We start from the raw sequence: 16,400 nt of genomic DNA, 5'->3' as shown, positions 1-16,400 counted from the left end.
GTCGCGCTCATTCGCCCCAGGCCGTGCCGCGCCTGGCGATGCGCGTGGTGGTGCTCGCCTCGCGGAGCTGCCCGAGCGCGCGCAACCCTGCTGCTGCGGCTGCTCGGCTCGGGCCGCCGCTTTCGCGAGGCGGCGGCGGATCTGGCGGCGTTGCCCTGCGATGCCTGGGAGAAGAGCATCGCCGCGCCGCTGCTGTTACACTTCGGGCTCGACCAACGCCGGATTGCCAGGCTCGTAAGCGTCGGTCATCACCTCCCCGCCGCCTCCCGAGCCCCCCCGTGCCCCACGCCGTCATCACCTCCCCCAGCGCCGCCGCCCGCCTCGATCGGGCCGTGGGCTGGCTGCGCCGCCGGCGCCCCGCGGAGCGCGTGCTCCTCGTCGGCGCCTCGGTCGAGGCCGTGAGCGAGCTCGCCCGCGCGTCGATCCGCGGCCGCCGCGCCACCTTCGGCTGGCACCGGCTCACCCTGGGGCGCCTCGCCGCCGCGCTCGCGATGCCGGCGCTCGCCGAGCGCGGCCTCGTCCCGGCCAGCCCGCTCGCCATCGAGGCTCTCTGCGCGCGCACCCTCGACGGGCTCGCGCAGGACGGGCTGCTCGGCCGCTTCGCCCGCGTCGCGGATCGACCCGGGCTGCCGCGCGCCGTCGCGCGGACGCTCGACGAGGCGCGGCTCTCCGGCGTCGCGCCGGACGCGCTCGCGCCGGCCGATCTCGACCGCATCGCCCACGCGTTCGACGCCGCCCTGGACGACGCGGGGCTCGCCGATCGCGCGATCGTCCTGCGCCTCGCGGCCGAGCGCGCCCGGGCCGCGGACGACGGCGCCCCCCGCTCGCGCCACCCGCTGCTCGGGCTGCCGATGCTCCTGCTCGACCTGCCCGTGCGGTTCGCGCTGGAGCGCGAGCTCCTCGAGGCCGTCGCCGCACGCTCGCCCGACGCGCTCGCCACGGTGCCGGCCGGCGACGCCGCCTCGCTGCGCCACCTGCAGGCGGCGCTCCGATCGCCGCCGCGGCGGGTCTCGCTGACCGCGGTCTCCGCCGCGCACGACGGCGCCGGCGCGGGCAATGGCGTGGACGACGGCGCCGACGACGGCGCGGGCGACGAGCCGCCGCCGGTGGCGCCCAGCACCTCGCTCGCGCGCCTGCAGGAGCACCTGTTCGACCCGCTGACCGACGAGGCCCCCGGGCTCGGCGACGAGGTCGAGATCCTCTCCGCGCCCGGCGAGAGCCGGGAGTGCGTGGAGCTCGCGCGCATCGCGCTGCGCGAGGCCGCCCGCGGCGTGCCGTTCGAGCGGATGGCGGTCCTCCTGCGCGCGCCCGAGCAGTACCGCGCGCACCTCGTCGAGGCGCTGCGCCGTGCCGGGATCCCTGCGCACTTCGCGCAGGGCTCGGTGCAGCCCGACCCGGCGGGCCGCGCGCTGCTCGCGCTGCTCGCGTGCGCCGCCGAGCACCTGTCGGCGTCGCGCTTCGCCGAGTACCTCTCGCTCGCGCAGGTCCCCGACGCGACGCCCGCGGGCGAGCCGCCGCCGGCCGCGCCCGAGGCCGATCGCTGGGTGCCGCCGGACGACGATCTCTTCCCCGAGCTCCTGCGCGGCGGCTTCGACGAGGCGCCTCCGGACGACGAGATGGCGGGGGAAGATCTCGGGTTCGATCCGCCAGGGAAAAGCTTCCGTCCGGCCGCCCAGAACCCCGATCCGACAGCTCCAAACCCCGATCCGACAGCCCCGACGCCCGATCCGACAGCCCAAAGCCCCGACGCCCCCGTGCACGACGGCACCCTGCGCGCCCCGCGGCGCTGGGAGCGCATCCTCGTCGACGCGGCGGTGATCGGCGGGCTCGATCGGTGGGAGGCGCGGCTCTCGGGCTTCGAGCGGGAGCTCCGGCTTTCGCTCTCCCGCGCCCCCGAGGATCGCGACGCCGCGCGCGTCGCGCGGACGCTCGCGGACCTCTCGGCCCTCCGCGCCTTCGCGCTGCCGCTGCTCGCGGCGCTGCCCGGCCCGGGCGAGCGCGCGACCTTCGGCGAGTGGCAGCGCCGCCTCTCGGCCCTCGCGACGCGCGCGCTCCGGCGGCCCGAGCGTGTGCTCGCCGTGCTCGCCGAGCTCGCGCCGATGGCGCACGTCGGCCCGGTGGACCTCGGCGAGATCCGCCTCTGCCTCTCGCGCCGCCTCACCGACCTCGTGCTGCCGCCGGCCGCCCGCCGCGACGGGCGCCTCTTCGTCTCGCCCATCGAGGGCGCCCGCGGGCGCTCGTTCGACGTGGTCTTCGTCCCCGGGCTCGCCGAGCGGATCTTCCCGCAGAAGGTCGTCGAGGACCCGATCCTCCGCGACGCCCTCCGCCGGACGATCGCCGGGGGCGACTCGGGCCTCGACACGAGCGACGACCGCGTGGCGCGCGAGCGCCTCGCGCTCCGGCTCGCGGTCGGCGCGGCCCGCCAGCGGCTCGTCGTGTCGTACCCGCGCGTGGACATGGATCAGTCCCGCCCTCGGGTGCCCTCGTTCTACGGCCTCGAGCTCCTGCGCGCGGCCGAGGGCAGGCTGCCCGGCTTCGGGGAGCTCGAGCGCCGCGCCGAGCAGGGCGGCGCCGCGCGCATCGGCTGGCCCGCGCCCGCGCGGCCCGAGGACGCCATCGACGCGGCCGAGCACGACCTCGCGCTCCTCGAGACGCTCTTCAGCCTGCCGGAGGCGCAGACGGTCGGCACCGCGCGCTACCTGCTCAACGCCAACCCCCACCTCGCGCGGGCGCTCCGGTTCCGCGCGCGGCGCTGGATCCCGGGCTGGACGAGCGCCGACGGGCTGTTCAAGCCGATCGCGGAGGCGCGCGAGGCGCTCGCGAAGCACGCGTTCGGGCGCAGGTCGTTCTCGCCGACCGCCCTCCAGCACTTCGCCGCGTGCCCTTACCGCTTCTTCCTCTACGCCGTGCACAGGCTCGCCCCGCGCCCGGCGCCCGAGGCGATCGAGGAGCTCGACCCGCTCCAGCGCGGCCGGCTCGTGCACGACGTGCTCTACGAGGTGCTGGTCGCCCTGCGCGACGCGGGCAAGCTGCCGCTCGGCCTGCCAGCGCTCGACGAGGCGCGGGCCGAGCTCGATCGGGCGCTCGACCGCGTCGCCGCGCGCTACGCGGACGAGCTCGCGCCGGCGATCCGGCGCGTCTGGGACGACGGCATCGCGTCGGTGCGGGCCGACCTCCGGGAGTGGCTGCGGCGCGCCGCGGAGGACCGCGACTGGGAGCCGATCCATTTCGAGCTGTCGTTCGGGCTGCCGCGCCGCCTCGCCACCCGCGATCCGGGGAGCTCGGACGCGCCCGTGGAGCTCGACTGCGGCGTCCGGCTCCGGGGCTCGATCGACCTGGTCGAGCGGAGCGTGTGGGGCGCGATGCGGGCGACCGACTACAAGACGGGCAAGGCGCGGGCGCCGCGCGACGCGGTCGTGAGCGGCGGCGGCACGCTCCAGCCGGTCCTCTACGCGCTCGCGCTGGAGAAGCTCATGCCCCCGGGCACGCAGGTCGAGTCCGGGCGGCTCTATTACTGCACCTCCGCCGGCGGGTTCACGGAGGTGCCGATCTACCTGGACGCGCGGGCGCGCGACGCGGCCGCCCAGGTGGCGGGGATCATCGGGGACGCGATCGACAAGGCGGCCCTCCTGCCGATGCCGGCGGAGGGGGCGTGCGCGCAGTGCGATTACCGGCCGGTGTGCGGGCCCTACGAGGAGCTCAGGACCGGGAAGATCAAGCGGCGCGACATCGAGCCGCGGCGCCGGCTGGAGCAGCTCCGACGGCTCGCGTGAGCGCGGGTGTCGCACGGAAGCGTCGCCCCCGGCCGGCGGCCCGCGATCGCCGGGGGCGTGGCCGGGGATGTATACACTCCATCATGCACAGCAAGATCGCTTTGCCCTGCGCCCTGCTCGCGCTCGCGGCGACGGGCACCGGTTGCAATCTCATTTTCGGCATCGAGCCTGGCACGGAGGGGGCTTCCTCCGCTTCCTCGACGACGACCACGGGATCCGGGGACGGAGGCTCTTCCCAGATGACGTCGGGCACCGGCGGAGACGGCGGCGATGGCACCGGCGGCGATGACGGCAACGGCGGCGACGGCGGCAGCGCCGGGGGCACGCCGTCGTGCCCCCCGTCGAACTGCGCCGTGGGGGAGTGCCCCGTGACGCAGATACCAGGGGAGCTCGGGTCCAATGCGAAGGGCATGGTGGTCACCCGGGATCTCGTGCTCATGGCCAGCAACCAGGCCATCGTCGCCATCCCGAAGGACGGCGGGGCCGCGCGCACGCTCCCGGGCACCCTCGGCTTCGGAGATACCGCCTGGGTCACCTACTCGGGCGGGCAGCTCTCGTGGACCAACTGGGGCAACGGCGACGTGCTGGGGATCTCCATCGATCCGCCGAGCTCGAGCCCGATCCGGATCGCGACGGTCCCCCCGCCGGAGGGCGAGCATGTCGTCACGGGCTTCGGCCGCATCGCCTCGTTCGGCGACAGCATCTACTGGGCGACGCAGACGCCCACAGCCGTCTGGCGAGCGAAGGCCGACGGCAGCCAGGCGCTGGCCGAGCAGGTCGCCTCCGGCGAGCAGGTGGTCGGCGTCGCCGTCGACGCGACGCACATCTACTGGTCGGAGTATTTCGCGCGCCAGATCCTGCGCAAGCCGAAGGACGCCCTCGGCGAGACCGCCGAGGTCTTCGCGGAGACCAACGGCTACCCGTCAGCGCTCATCCTCGCCAACGGCGTCGTGCACTGGGTGACCGACGGCACCGGCGCGATCCAGTCCAAGGCGACGAGCGCGGCGCCGAGCACCCCGCCGTTCACCACCACGGTCGACGCTCAGGCCGTCGCCAAGTCGCTCGCGGTGGACGACGAGTTCCTCTACTGGACCGTTTACATGAACAGCGAGGGGAAAGGCGAGGTGCGGAGGGCGCACCTCGGCATGGGGGACGCGGTCACCCTCGCGACCGGGCAGCCGTACTTCTTCGAGATCGCCGTCGACTGCGGGTCCATCTACTGGAACATCAACAACCTAGAAGCCGAAGAGGAAGCCGTGGTGTTCCAGATGCCGAAGCCCTCGAACTGAGCACCTCGTCCCCCGAGCCCGTCGCTGGCAGCGCGCTCCCGGGCAGCTCGGCGGGCGCGACGACTACCCGGCGCCCTCCGCCTCTTCCCTCCTGGGCCACGTGAACCGGAACGTCGCGCCGCTCTTGCCGTCCGACTCGACCCACGCCCGCCCGCCGCGGCTCTCCACGATCTTTCGCACGATGGCGAGGCCGATCCCCGTGCTCTCCACCTTGTCCCTCGCCTGCAGCGTCTGGAACATCCCCCACACCTTCTCCTGGAACGCTGGCGCGATACCAGGCCCGTTGTCGGACACGGAGACCTCGATCCTGTCGCCGTGCTCCCGGGCGGACACGGAGACCGCCGCGTCCTCGCGGCCCGCGTGCTTGAGGCCGTTCGTGACGAGGTTCATGAGCACCTGTTGCAAGGGCACCCTGTAAGTCCGCAGGGTCGCCGGCGGCACGTCGAGCGCCACCCGCGCGGGCGGCCTCGGTGCGATGAGCTCGACCACCTCCCTCGCCAGCCTCTCGAGGTCGACGCTCTCCGGCTTCTGGCGGAACCTCGTGGCGCGGGAGTAGGCCAGGATTCCCTCAATCAAGGCCTCCATGCGCCGCACGCGCCCGCGCAGGAGCTCCATCTGATGGCGCGTGTCCGCGGTGAGCTTGTCGGAGAGGTCCTCCTCGATCCACTGGGCGAGGCTGGCGATGCCCCGGAGGGGGGCCTTCAGATCGTGGCTCGTCACGTACGCGAACTGGTCGAGCTCGGCGTTGGTCCGCTCCAGCGCGCGGATGAGCGATTGCGCCTCCTGGAACCGCCTCGCGTTGTCGATCAGCAGGGCGACGCGGCTCCCGAGCTCCTCGGCGAGCGCGACGTCCGCCTGGCTGAAGCGACGGCCCGACTCCGCGTGGACCAGCGTCAGCGCGCCGATGGTCCGGTCGTGCGCCCGGAGCGGGACGACGACATACGACCTCAGCCCGAGCGACCGGATCAGGCGAAGATGCGCGGGGCTCAGCGCCGCGGACTCGATGGCGGCGTCCGGGATGTCGGCCATCCACTCGGAGCGACCGGCGCGGATCACCGCGGGCACGCCCGCCGGGGCGTCGGGCCGGGGCGGGGCCATCGCGCGGAGGCGCTCGGCGAGCTCGATCTTCGCGGGATCGCAGTGGTGGACGGCCACGCGCTCGATGGAATCGCCGTTCAGCATGTCGACCGCGCACCAGTCGGCCAGGGTGGGGACCGCCAGGTGGGTCAGCTGCGTGAGCCGCGACGCGACGTCGAGCGAGCCGGAGAGCGCGGCGCCCGCCTCGCTCAGGAGGCGGAGCGTCGCCTGCTGCCGCTCGAGCTCCGCCGCGAGCATCTCCGCGCGCGCCCGGGCCTCGCGCTCCCGCTCGAGGAGGCGCGCCCTGTCCAGCGCCGACGCGCACTGCGCCGCCACGCTGAGCAGGAACTCGCGCTCTTCGGGGCTCCACGCCCGCTCGTTCGCGAACGTGAACGCGAGGCCGCCGAGCAGCGCCGCGTGGGCGACGATCGGCAGGACGGCGAGCGCCTTCACGTCGTCGCGGACAGGCCGCAGGGCCGCGAGCTCGGGGTACGCGGCGTGCAGGCTTTGCCTCGTGTCCACCCAGATGGGGCGGCGCTCCCGGAGCGCGTCCGAGAGCGGCAGTCGGGCGTCGAGGGGCACCCTCGCGTAAGGGCTCGTGCGCTGCTCCTCGAGCCCCGAGTGGTCGACGAGCGCCGCGACGCCGGCCGCGTCGTCCGCCGTGTACATCATCGTCGTCGAGGCGCCGAGCACCCGGTGGATGTTGCTCACGACGGCGGCGGACACCTGCTCGACCGTCACGGCGCCGCCCAGCGCGGTGCTGACCGCGAGCAGCGCCTGGGTGAGCCGGGCGCGGCGATCGAGCTCCTCGACCTGCCTCGTGAGCTGCGCGGCGAGCTCGCCGCGCTCGGCCTCGACCTGCTTGAGGCGCGAGATGTCGGCGAACACCGAGATCCCGCCCTCGAGCTCTCCGCCAGGCCCGATGATGGGGGCGGCGCTCCCGAGGACCATGCCATACGTCCCGTCGAAGCGCTGAATCCGGGTCTCCTCGCTCTCGATGACCCGTCGTTCGGACATCGCGCGGGCCATGGCCCAGTCCTTTGCCTCGTACGGGCGGCCGCCCTCGTGGAAGGCGCGATACAGCGTCCAGTCGTCGATCGATTCGGTCGAGGCGCTGCCGGCCCAGATGCGCTCTGCCGCCCGGTTGTGCAGGACGAGCTTCCCGGAGGCGTCGCAGAGGATGACGCCGTGCGGGCTGTGCTCGAGCACGGCGTCGAGCCACCCGCGATCCCGGGACCCCACGGCGTGGAGCCGCTCGAGCTCACGCTTCAGGGCCTCGATGTCCGTCGTATCGACGCGGGCGGCGGGCCCGGGAGACGGGCCGTTGTGCGCGGAGGTTCTCATAGGATGACGGCGACCGGCGCCTCGGCAGAGGGCCGAGGCGGCGCTCGGTCGGACGTCGCCGGAGCTTACGCGCATCGATGGCGCGGCGGAAGGCGGCGCGACCCCGGCCGAGCGGGTTCCTCGGCGCGCGGCGCGCAGGCGCGGGCGGACGGCGCCGGCGCGCCCTCGCGCGGGCGAGTGCCCGAGCGGGTCCTTGGGATCATGATCGATCGCCGGGCCGGCCGCTGCGCGCCGGCTGGGTCTGGGTCGACGCCGAGCAGGACTGCGACTCTCGGCGCGATCGCGCAGGGGCGCAGGGGCGCTCGGGGAAATGACGATGCAGGCTTAGGGCTCCACCTCGCTCACCATCCTCGCTTCCCGAACCCAGATGTTCGGGGCCGATAACCGGCAGGTGAGCGCGACAGCGCGCCGGTGTCGGCCAAGGAGCAAGCAATGATGGGCAATCGTTCAGGTCGCCTCATGGCGATCATGTTCGCTGGGAGCTTTGTCCTCGCGGGGGCCGGCGGCTGCCTCGGCAGCGACGATGACGCCGAGACGAATCGCGGTGGAACGGATGGGCAAGATCGGACCGGCACGGGCCCCGACGGCAGGAGCCACGGACAGACGGGCCGAGACGGCGCGCGAGGCGCCGGGAGGGGCGGTGGAGCGCAGGCAGGCGGCAGGCAGGGAGGCCGCGAGCAGCCCGGTCATCAAGGCGGCAGACAGGGCGGCGAACGGGCCGGCGGCCAGCGCGCGGGCGACAGGCAGATGTGCGGCGAGCAGGCCGGCCATCAAGGCGGCAGGCAAGGGGGCCGCGGACAGATCGGCAGTCAGGGCGACAGGCAGGGAGGCCGCGGAGAGCGCGGCGCGACGCAGCAGCCGTCGGACGCGGAGCTCACGATGCTGATCTCGTTCATCCACCAGAAGGAGGTGGATCTGTCGCAGATCGCCTTGGACAAGGCCGAGTCCCCGGACGTGAAGCGCTACGCCGAGCAGATCGTCGAGGAGCACTCCCAGTCCGAGCAGATCGGCGCGGGCTCGCGAGATTCAGGGATGAACATGGAGTCGTGCCCGCGCTGCCGGGAGCTCAACGAGAGCTCGACCGAGATGAGCGGAGCGCTGGAAGAGGAGGAAGGCGCCGAGTTCGACACGGCCTTCATCTGGGCTCAGATCTCCTTCCATCGCCGCGCCCTCGAGCTCCTCGACGTGCCGGGCGTCGCGAACGCGGAGAACGCCAGGATACGAACCAGCGTGAAGGCGATGCGAGCGGACGTCGAGCAGCACCTGACGGAGGCCGAGCAGCTGTTCTGCTTGCTGCTCCACGAGCAGCAGACAGGCGGCCAGCAGCAACGCACCCAACAGGAAGGCACCCAGCACGGCCAGCAGCAACGCGGCCAGTTCGGCTGGGCGCAAACCGGCCAGCAGCAGGGCATCCAGGTCGGCCAGCAGCAGGGCATCCAGGTCGGCCAGCAGCAACGCGGACAGGTCAGCCAGATGCAGCCCGGCCAGCGGCAGGGCGCCCAGCTCGGCCAGCAGCAACGCGGACAGCAGCAACGCGGACAGGTCAGCCAGATGCAGCCCGGCCAGCGGCAGGGCGCCCAGCTCGGCCAGCAGCAACGCGGACAGCAGCAACGCGGACAGGTCAGCCAGGTGCAGCCCGGCCAGCGGCAGGGCGCCCAGCTCGGCCAGCAGCAAGGCCCCCAGGCCTACGCGCAGCGGCAAGGGGAATCGCAGAAGTCCCAGTAACAGGGCTTCATGTCCCGCAGGGCGGCGGCGACGGCGCCTGCTCGCGGCCTTCGCGAGCGCCGAGCACCCCGAGCGCGACCCCGCCTACCCAATCCAATAACGGCGTCCATGGTCTCGTGACCGCGATCGCGGTCGAGTAGGCGCCTGCGCGCGGTCGCTCAGGCGAGCCGCGCGCGTCATGCGTCGATCCACGTCCACGGGAAGTCGACCTCCACAACCGTGTCGGCGCCGTCGAACACGTCGACGCTCTCGACGCGCACGATATCGCTCATCGCGTCTCCGTCGAAATCCACGAGCCAGACATCGACGTCATAGTACCCCTCGGAGAGGCCGTCGATGGTGAGGCCGAGATCATCGCAGTCCCCCACCGCCTCGAGGACGAGGAAGCCATCCTCGTCCTCGACGCTGACCGCGACCCCGCTCACGTCGTAATCGAAGCACGCCCACGGGTCGTCGCTGCCGTCGATGGTCAGGGCGACGGTGAGCGAGCCGCGCGTGAGGTGATCGTGGTCATCGTCATGATCGACGACGATGCACCCCGTGAGCGAAGCGGTGGCGAGGACGCAGCCAGCGAGGCCGGTGAGCACCTTCGAAAGTTTCATGAGGATCGCCTTCCTTTATCCAAGTCTGGCGCTGTCGCGCCGATGCGCGGCACGGCAGCAAGCGCTATACCAGCGAGCGGCGCCCTGCGGTGCCACGCGGCGGCGCTCCGCCTTCGCCGGGTGGCACCGCAGTTGCTCCTGTGAACCCCCATGGAGATGAACGTGCCAGGCCTCGATATTTCCTCCCCCAGAGCTGCGGCGCGCGCTCAGCCGCGCAGCAGCAGGCTCGCCGTGCTGGTCGCGCTCGTTGCGCTCGCGCTCCTCGGCGCGACCGGGTGCGCGGCAGAAGTCCACACCAGGGCCGCTGCGCCGGCGCATGCGACCGTCACGTACCAGGAGTTCGCGGTGTACGAGGAGCCGGTCGTTCACATCGCAGCGGCGCCGGTCCATGTCGAGACCTACCCGCGCGTGTACTACCGCGGGACCTACGTCTACTACGTGGACGGCCGCTGGTACTACCCGTCGCACCACGGCTGGGTGTACTACCGGGACGAGCCACGCGCCCTGGTCCGCTACCGCGTCGGCTTCGAGCGACACGGCCACCATCACCATCACCACGTGCACCGCGCAACCACGGTCAGGCCGGCAGCGACGGTCAGGGCGGGGACCTCGGTCAGGGCGGGGACCTCGGTCAGGCCGGCAACCTCGGTGAGGGCGGGGGCCTCGGTCAGGGCGGGGGCCTCGGTCAGGCCGGCGAATCCGGCGAAGCCAGCGAAGCCGGCGAAGAAGCATCGCGTGGAGCGTCGACGGCACCACGTCGAGGAGAGGCGCCCCGAGCGCTGACTGCCGCCTCGGCGTTGGCACAATCGTTGCGCATGCACCAGCGACGAGGCGGCGACGCGAGTCGCGGCATGACCGCGCTCCCTTCGAGGTCGCCTCGGCCCGCGCGCGAGCCCAGCCTCCCCCGATCCCCTCGCCCGCCCTTCCGCTACCCGCCCTTCGCGGCGTCCGCGAAGGCCCTCCAGGTCGCCTCGGCCGCGCCCACGCAGGCGCGCGTCCCGTCGCGCACGATGGGCGTGCGGAGCAGGAGCGGATCGTCGACGAGGAGCTCCGCGATCCGCGCATCGCTCGGGCCGAGGTGCTGGAGACCTCGCTCCTTCACCCGCGCGCTCTCCTCATCGTAAAGCGCGCGCACGCCGCCCACCGCGCGCGCTACGCTCGCGAGCTCCCCCTTGGAGAGACCCTTCTCGCGCAGATCGACGAGCTGCACCTTGATGCCCCGGTCGGCGAAGAACCGCTGCGCCGCCCGCGTCGCCTTGCACTTGGCCGTGCCGAAGATCTGGATCATGCGCGTCGCTCCTCGGTGGAATGGCTACTGCGCGCTCCGGAGGGCAGCGCGGGCGTGGAGCATAGCAACCGCTGCCCGAACGGCGCAGGGCCAGCGGCGCGCAGGACGCTCCGCGTCGTGCCCGAAGCGCATCGCCTCGAAGCGCGGCTCAGCAGCAGCGCCGCCGCGCGCAAGGATCGATTCTTCCGACCTACGTTGCCGATTCTTCCGACCTACGTTGCCGTCCGCTGCCGTCTCGGAGCGCTCCGCCCCGTCGCGGCCGCTCCACCAGACAGGCGGCGACCTCGCTCCGCCCCCTCCGAGGCCGCCCCTGTCGGTTCAAGAGCGCCCCCTCTCGAGGCCGTCCGCCAGCGCCCTCACGTCGCGCCCTCCAACGCCCGCTCCTCCGCCCCGCAGCGCGATCGAGCGGGACGCGTCCGCTCGTCCGGCAACGCACACGCGCGCGCCGCCATCCCAGGACAACGAGAACGGGCCGCGCCGAGCGGGGCAACAACACCGAAAAACGCCGTGGAAATGCGCGATGTCGGCGGTCGATTCGTTTTCCTATTTACGTCCTCAGCGGTTAGGATATCGAGGCGCATTGATGATCGTGCCCCCTCACACCCTTCGCGGTCGGGTACGACGCAGCGGCAACACTGGAGCGCATTGAATGAGGTTCCGTCCCTCGCTCTCGACGAGCGAGTCCGAATCGAGTCATCCCGTTTCCATCGCTTCCGCGGGTGGACGCGCGGGCGAGCGCGCGCCAGCTCGGCGCGCGAAGACCGCCGGCGCGCAAGCCACGCTTGGCGCGACCGAGCTCTACTTCCGGGCGCTCGCCGGCAGCCAGCCGCTGACGCGCGAGGGCGAGGTCGCGATCGGCCGTCGTATCGAGGCGGGCGCGCTCGCCTGCTTCGAGGCGTGGGTCCGGTCGCCCGTCGCGCTGCGCGAGCTCGCCTCGACGGCGGAGGACGTCCAGGTCGGGGCGCTCAGCCTCCGGGATCTGCTGTGCGAGGCCGACGCGGGTGATCCCGAGGCGGACGCCTGCGCGAAGCGGCTCGCAGTGCTGCTCGATCTCGCCCGCTCGCTCCTCGGCCGGCAGATCACCGAGGACGGCGTGGAGACCGCCCTCGCGGGCCTCGCCGCGGGCCTCGCCGAGCTGCGCCTCGATCCGACCTTCGAGGAGCGCATCGAGCGGAGCCTTCGCGCAGCAGCGGCCGTGGCGGACAAGGCGGAGCGCGCCGCGATCGAGGCCACGATCGCGGCGATCGCCCGGGGGCGCCGCGCCGTCGCGCAGGCGAAGTCCGAGCTCGTCCAGGCGAACCTCCGGCTCGCGGTCGCCATCGCGCGGGAGCACCAGCGCTTCGGCGTCCCGCTGCTGGACCTCGTGCAGGAGGGGAACCTCGGCCTGATCCGCGCCGCCGACAAGTTCGAGTACCGCCGCGGCCACCGCTTCGGCACCTACGCCGCGTGGTGGATCAAGCAGGCGATCAAGAGGACGATCCTCAACCAGGGAAAGCCCGTTCGGATGCCGGTCCACCTCACCGCGATCCGGAGCCAGGTGGTGCGCGCCCGGCGAGATCTGGTGCAGGAGCGGGGGCGCGAGCCTTCCGTCGAGGAGATCGCGGAGCGCAGCGGCCTCACCGTGGAGAAGGTGCGGGTGATCAGCGAGCTCGCGCTCGAGCCGCTCAGCCTCGACGCCCCCGTCGGCGAGGAGGGCGATACCCGGTACGGCGATCTGCTGGCCAACGACGAGCCCACGCCCGCGGACATGCTGGCCCGGCGCCGGCTGATCGAGCAGACGCGCGAGCTGCTCGACTCGCTGCAGCCGCGTGAGCGCGAGCTCCTGCGGCGCCGCTTCGGCCTCGACGGCAACGAGGACGAGACGCTCGAGGAGATCGGGCAGTCGTTCTCGCTGACGCGGGAGCGCATCCGTCAGATCGAGGCGAAGCTGCTCGAGAAGCTCCGGACGCGCTCGCGGCAGCGAGAGCTCGGCTCCTATCTCGAGGGGTGAGGGCGCGGGAGGCGCCGGCGCGCTTCAGAAGCTGTACCCGCCGCCCCGCTCAGCCGGCGCGCCGGCCACGTTCTCGTACGCGAGCTCGACGTGGTTGGGGACGAGGAAGCGCAGGGCATCGACGAGCAGGCAGTCGTCCTTGCCGTCGCACAGCCGCTCGTCCCGGCTCCCGAAGATCATGCGCCACTTCACGGGCAGGCCGAGGGCCGCGCGCGCCGAGCGCGCCGCCGGCCTCGGGGAGCTTGTCGCTCAGCGTCCCGGCGAAGAGGTAGACCGGCGCGACGGCCAGATAGACGTAGTGGTTCATCGGGCTGCTCTCGCCGGCAAAGCCGGCGCGGAGCTCGGGACCGAGCGCGTAGCGCGCGACGCGCACCTGGCCGTCGAAGCCGCGGCGATCGTCAACGTCGGTCGAGCCTGCGCTCGCCGAGAGCCCCGCGGAGAAGTACGGGACCCACGACGCGCTGTCGGGGCCGGTAGACCCGCACCAGCCGAGAAACAGCCTGCCCTCCAAGACCCGTACGCCGCTGCCCGCGCGCGCGCCGAAGGCGAGATCCATCTGAAAGGGCCGCACCGGATCGGCGAGAGCAGCGCCCGAGACGAGGGCGCCGGCCATCCCTGCCACGGCCGCGAGGAACCACGCGGCGCGCCGTCGAGCGCCGCCAGCACCGGCGCGGAGACCAGGTTGGTCTCCTCGGAGCCGAGCTGGCCGCTCTGTTTGGAGCCCCAGCACACGACGCCGCCGTCGTCGAGCAGCGCGCAGCCGTGCCGCCCGCCGGCGACGACGGCCTTCGCACCGGCGACGCCCTCAACGAGGGTGACGACGAGGACCTCGTCGGCGCAGTCGACGATGGGCCCGCCGCCGCTCTGGCCGTTGAGGTTACAACCCCAGCACGCCACCTGTCCCGTTCCGAGCGCAGCGCAGCTGTGGCACGCGCCCGCCGCCCGCCCGCCCGCCGCAACGTCGGTCGCGCCGCGCCCGCCCTCCTTGCTGGCAGCTCCGACGGCACCGTCTCCCCAGCACCACACGTCGCCCTGCGCGTCGAGGGCGCACGCCTGCGCTTCGCCGGCGGCAACGCGCGTCACCCCGCGCGCGCAGCGGGAACCCACCCAGGTTGAGGAAGGAAGGAAGGAGGAAGGACGAGCGCGGGCTCGCTCCTCACGGTGGCCGAGCCGAGCAGGTGGCTCCGGTTCTCACCCCAGCAGACCACAGTGTCGGCACTGCGCACGGCGCACGTGAACTCGAGCGACGGGTCGTCCGCCTCCACGAGCCCGTCGGCCGCGAGCTCAACCACGCCCTCCAGGCCGGGCACGTTGCGCGGTGGCACCGGGCAACGCCCACCAGCCACGACGTCCGCGCCCCCGGAAATGTCGGCGTAGCCCGCCGGCAGGACGCCGAGGGAGCCGCCCATGTCATCCCCCAGCACCTGCCCCTCCCCTCGTCGAAGAGCGCGCGCGTGTGCCACGGATCAGTGGCGAGACGCACGGGGTCCGCGGCGAGCGAGACCCACCTCGGGGAGGTACTCAGTGAGCCGATGGAAACGCCGCCAAGCTGGCCCTCGTCGTTGTCGCCCCAGCACGCGGTATTACCGTTCCTGAGAATCGCGCAGGCAGGGTAGGCACCGGCGACGATCTGCGCCGCGGGTTCGAGCGCCTTCACGCGCACGGGGGTGAAGTGGCAGTCCTCCGTGCATAAACGCCCTACCCAGGTTGCGCCGCGCCGCCGCCGGCGCCGCGCCCGTAAACGACCGACCTACGTTGCGATGCGGCCAGGTTGCGTTGCGGCCGGGGCGCAGCGGCAACCCACCTCGGAATGACTATCCCATGGGTACACCTTTCGAGAGGAATCGTTCCGCGCTGCCAACCATCGCGTACAGCACTCTGCCCCTGACGCCGCTTCCTATGCGTTCGGCACCGCCTGCAGACGTACGAAGGCACGGGTACACCGCTGCACGAGATTCGTCCGTCCACACCGCCGGTCCCATACGGAGGCGCCCCACGACAAGGCACTGGTGACCTCGCCCGTCCCGCCCACCTCCCTGCCACGGCGCCGCTCGGGCTTTACACCGTGAGCACGACGTCGGCCACGCTGGCGCCGTGAAACGTGCTCATCCACCACGTCCCCGCGGGGAACACAGCGCTGCGTACGCCGGCACGCCATCGCTCAAGTGCCGCACGGTACGACGCTCGAAACGCACGTACAGCGGCACCAGCGATTCGCCACGCATCTCCCTGCTCGCGACCCACCGCAAACGTCGGATTGCCGTCGCGCAGCGGCTCGAAGCTCGTCACGCGCTCGTAAGGGGACACCTTGCAGGCTCTCTCGGCGCCCAAGAAGTGAAGTCCTCGCCGCTGCACCTCCGCGCGGGCCCGCGCTTCCTGTCGCTCGAGCTCGGCAGAGACGTCCTGGCGAAAGCCCTCCGCGCTGTCCTGCTCGATGGCCGGCGGCAGCGCGAGCGAGACCGTCGCTTCTTCGGGCCACTGGGGGTTTTCCGGGTCGAGATACACCGAAGGTCGTGCCGCGCGCAGCACGCCGCGACCGAGCTCGTCCACATCCACCTTGGCGCCCGGCCACTCGCGAGCATTCTGCACCAGGCCAGCGGCGACAGGATTCGCCATGACATAAGCAATCTTCTCCACCACCGCTGCGCGCGTCAGCAGCCGCACCACGCTCGTGGCCTCGTGGTCCCATACCGGGCCCTCCCACCCGCGAAGCACCTTCGTGCCGAGCGCGACGATGCGATGGAAGAATTGCAAGAACCGCGGCAGGACGCCCCTCGGGTCGGTCACGACCAAGTGCAGATGCGTTGACATGGCGCAGAGCGCATGGACCTCGATGTCGTAACGGCGGGTCGACACCGCGAGGACGTAGACCAAGAGCTGGGTGATTGCCGCATCCGGGCGGAAGAGCAGGTGCCGGCGCAGGACGCGGCGGGTGATGAGGTACGTGGCTCCGGCAGCGATCTCGCGGGGCTGGCTCATGACAGGCGCAATAAAACAAGCGCCGTGCCAGGGATTTTCATCAATCATTTCGCTGCTCGACCAAGCTTCGTGGGTGGCGGCCGCCTGGCGGGCCGCCACCCGAGCTGGAGCTGTTGCGACGACGACTACTACTAGCCCGACCTGGGTTGCGGTCAGTCCGCGATGCGATGCGGCTGCAACCTGGTCGGAGCCACCGCCGCGCCGCGCCGCCGCGCCGCAACCTGGGTCGGGTCCACGCCGCGCCGCAACCTGGGTCGGGTCCACGGGTCCACGCCGCGCCGCAACCTGGGTCGCGCCGCCGCGGGGTCGCGCCGCCGCGATGGACGGCCGCGC

At 72.7% G+C, this 16,400-nt stretch carries 13 protein-coding genes and 1 pseudogene; 5 read left to right on the top strand and 9 right to left on the bottom strand.

The features are described 5' to 3' along the window. Positions 1-278 precede the first annotated feature (278 nt). Positions 279-3,773, top strand: a complete 3,495-nt coding sequence (locus WMF27_RS01000) for a PD-(D/E)XK nuclease family protein (RefSeq protein ID WP_437762136.1) — start codon at positions 279-281, stop codon at positions 3,771-3,773. Positions 3,774-3,856: 83 nt separating this feature from the next. Further along, on the top strand, positions 3,857-5,062 hold the full coding sequence (locus WMF27_RS00995) for an ABC transporter permease (protein ID WP_437762137.1): 1,206 nt from the start codon (positions 3,857-3,859) through the stop codon (positions 5,060-5,062). Positions 5,063-5,125: 63 nt separating this feature from the next. On the opposite strand, the gene WMF27_RS00990 is transcribed toward WMF27_RS00995, so the two are convergent. Both WMF27_RS00990 and WMF27_RS00985 read right to left on the bottom strand, forming a co-directional pair. After that, positions 5,126-7,483, bottom strand: a complete 2,358-nt coding sequence (locus WMF27_RS00990; RefSeq protein WP_437943729.1) for an ATP-binding protein — start codon at positions 7,481-7,483, stop codon at positions 5,126-5,128. A 447-nt stretch (positions 7,484-7,930) separates the two neighbouring features. Next, positions 7,931-8,383: a hypothetical protein gene (locus WMF27_RS00985; RefSeq protein ID WP_437762139.1), complete on the bottom strand. Its 453-nt coding sequence runs from the start codon at positions 8,381-8,383 to the stop codon at positions 7,931-7,933. Between WMF27_RS00985 and WMF27_RS00980 the strand changes: the two genes are divergently transcribed. Next, the gene (locus tag WMF27_RS00980) at positions 8,363-9,208 is read left to right on the top strand and encodes a DUF4142 domain-containing protein (protein WP_437762140.1); all 846 of its coding nucleotides are present in this window, start codon (positions 8,363-8,365) and stop codon (positions 9,206-9,208) included. The two genes, WMF27_RS00985 and WMF27_RS00980, sit on opposite strands and share 21 nt — an antisense overlap. Before the next feature lie 176 nt (positions 9,209-9,384). On the opposite strand, the gene WMF27_RS00975 is transcribed toward WMF27_RS00980, so the two are convergent. Then, a complete protein-coding gene (locus tag WMF27_RS00975) occupies positions 9,385-9,810 on the bottom strand; it encodes a hypothetical protein (RefSeq protein ID WP_437762141.1) in 426 nt (141 codons plus the stop codon). Positions 9,811-9,972: 162 nt separating this feature from the next. On the opposite strand from WMF27_RS00975, the gene WMF27_RS00970 reads away from it, so the two are divergent. Further along, positions 9,973-10,593 (top strand): hypothetical protein, encoded by a 621-nt coding sequence (locus WMF27_RS00970; RefSeq protein ID WP_437943728.1) that lies wholly within the window; start codon positions 9,973-9,975, stop codon positions 10,591-10,593. A 145-nt stretch (positions 10,594-10,738) separates the two neighbouring features. Here WMF27_RS00970 and WMF27_RS00965 read toward each other — a convergent pair whose 3' ends face one another. After that, positions 10,739-11,098 carry an arsenate reductase family protein gene (locus WMF27_RS00965; RefSeq protein WP_437762143.1) on the bottom strand — a complete coding sequence of 120 codons (360 nt, stop codon included), beginning with the start codon at positions 11,096-11,098 and terminating at the stop codon, positions 10,739-10,741. Positions 11,099-11,747: 649 nt separating this feature from the next. Here WMF27_RS00965 and WMF27_RS00960 point away from each other — a divergent pair. Continuing rightward, positions 11,748-13,088: a sigma-70 family RNA polymerase sigma factor gene (locus WMF27_RS00960; protein ID WP_437762144.1), complete on the top strand. Its 1,341-nt coding sequence runs from the start codon at positions 11,748-11,750 to the stop codon at positions 13,086-13,088. Positions 13,089-13,112: 24 nt separating this feature from the next. Here WMF27_RS00960 and WMF27_RS00955 read toward each other — a convergent pair whose 3' ends face one another. The 5 genes and pseudogenes from WMF27_RS00955 to WMF27_RS00935 all read right to left on the bottom strand — a co-directional run bounded on the left by WMF27_RS00955 (position 13,113) and on the right by WMF27_RS00935 (position 16,067). Next, positions 13,113-13,268 (bottom strand): hypothetical protein, encoded by a 156-nt coding sequence (locus WMF27_RS00955; protein WP_437762145.1) that lies wholly within the window; start codon positions 13,266-13,268, stop codon positions 13,113-13,115. A 123-nt stretch (positions 13,269-13,391) separates the two neighbouring features. Next, on the bottom strand, positions 13,392-14,171 hold the full coding sequence (locus WMF27_RS00950; protein ID WP_437943727.1) for a hypothetical protein: 780 nt from the start codon (positions 14,169-14,171) through the stop codon (positions 13,392-13,394). Further along, positions 14,168-14,512, bottom strand: a complete 345-nt coding sequence (locus WMF27_RS00945) for a hypothetical protein (protein WP_437769991.1) — start codon at positions 14,510-14,512, stop codon at positions 14,168-14,170. The genes WMF27_RS00950 and WMF27_RS00945 overlap by 4 nt, the downstream gene beginning before the upstream one ends. A gap of 137 nt (positions 14,513-14,649) precedes the next feature. After that, positions 14,650-14,745 (bottom strand): annotated as a pseudogene (locus WMF27_RS00940) (hypothetical protein); the annotation flags it as partial. A gap of 401 nt (positions 14,746-15,146) precedes the next feature. Beyond that, entirely contained in the window at positions 15,147-16,067 is a 921-nt protein-coding gene (locus WMF27_RS00935; RefSeq protein ID WP_437769914.1) for a transposase, read from the bottom strand. Positions 16,068-16,400 lie beyond the last annotated feature (333 nt).

The sequence above is a fragment of the Sorangium sp. So ce281 genome (assembly GCF_051527395.1).
Lineage (GTDB): Bacteria > Myxococcota_A > Polyangia > Polyangiales > Polyangiaceae > Sorangium > Sorangium cellulosum_B.
The sequence above is the reverse complement of the archived record's forward strand: the minus strand, read 5'-3'. Positions and strand labels throughout refer to the sequence as shown.